The organism is Nocardia sp. NPDC050697 (assembly GCF_040654395.1).
GTDB lineage: Bacteria > Actinomycetota > Actinomycetes > Mycobacteriales > Mycobacteriaceae > Nocardia.
This window is the reverse complement of sequence record NZ_JBFAHY010000027.1, coordinates 1-1,209: the sequence shown is the minus strand read 5'-3', so window position 1 is coordinate 1,209 and position 1,209 is coordinate 1. Positions and strand designations below refer to the sequence as shown.

The window sequence follows — 1,209 nt, the reverse complement described above, 5'->3', positions numbered from 1 at the left end:
ATCCGGCTTCGAGCCAGTACCGGCGATGCTGGAAGGCATAGGTCGGCAACCCGACTCGTCGGGCCCGGCCCGCGTATACCACCGGCCACGCCACCTCCGCTCCCCAGAGATGAGCACGAGCGAGCGCGGTTTCGAACTGATCCAGGCCACCTCGGTCTCGGACCAGTGTTTCGATTGTGGCAGCGCGTGTGTCGGTGGCGTCGATGGTTTCCTGCACGCTGATCGTCAGCACCGGATGTGAGCTGACCTCAACGAAGAGTGTGTGGCCATCAGCGAGCAATGCGGAGGTAGCAGCATGGAACTGCACCGTTTGACGCAAGTTTCGGTACCAGTAGTCGCTGTCGAGTTCGGTAGTGTCGACCCGGGTGCCGGTCACCGTGGAATAGAACGGAATCCGGCTCGGCATCGAAGCGAGGCCAGCCAAATCCTCGTGCAATGTTTCGGCCAGCCGATCGATCTGCGGCGAATGCGCCGCGAAATCGACACCCGGAACCCGCCAACGCCAGACCCCAGCTTTGGATACCACACGTTCGAATTGGTCCAGAGCGTCACACTGACCCGAAACCACCACCGAAGAGGGGCTGTTGGTCGAGGCGATCGCGATCTGCTCATGCCACGGTGCCAGCAGCTCGGCAGCTGATTGCGGGGACGCGGCCAGCCACATCATGGCTCCGTCACCGGCCACTCCACGCAAGGCTTTGCTGCGCAGCGCCACAATGCGCGCCGCGTCCTGCAGGGTTAGAGCTCCAGCAACATAGGCAGCAGCGATCTCGCCCTGGGAATGTCCCACCACGGCATCGGGTTCCACACCGTAGGAGCGCCACAGCCCTGCCAGAGAGACCATGATCGCCCACAGCGCCGGTTGCACGACATCCACACGGTCCAGCAGCGAACTGTGCTGCTCGCCGCCGAGCACCTCCAACAGCGACCAGTCCACGAACGGTTCCAACGCTGCGGCACAGACACGGATGGTCTCGGCGAACACCGGTGCCGTGTCCATCAGCTCCCGGCCCATACCCAGCCATTGCGTGCCCTGACCGGAGAACACGAACACCGTTTTGCCCCGCAGGTCGCTACCGGTGAACACATTCGCGGCTGCGGGTGTTTCCTCGGTCAGTGCGTCGAGTCCTGCCAGCAGCTCCGCACCGTCGTCACCGAGGACCACCGCCCGATGCTCGAACCGCGCCCGCGTCGTCGCCAGCGAGAACC

1 protein-coding gene is annotated in these 1,209 nt (G+C 64.0%); it reads right to left on the bottom strand.

Annotated features, from left to right (window positions below):
• Window positions 1-1,209: acyltransferase domain-containing protein (locus AB0H71_RS33900; protein ID WP_357029676.1), on the bottom strand; the 1,209-nt coding region annotated here is incomplete at both ends.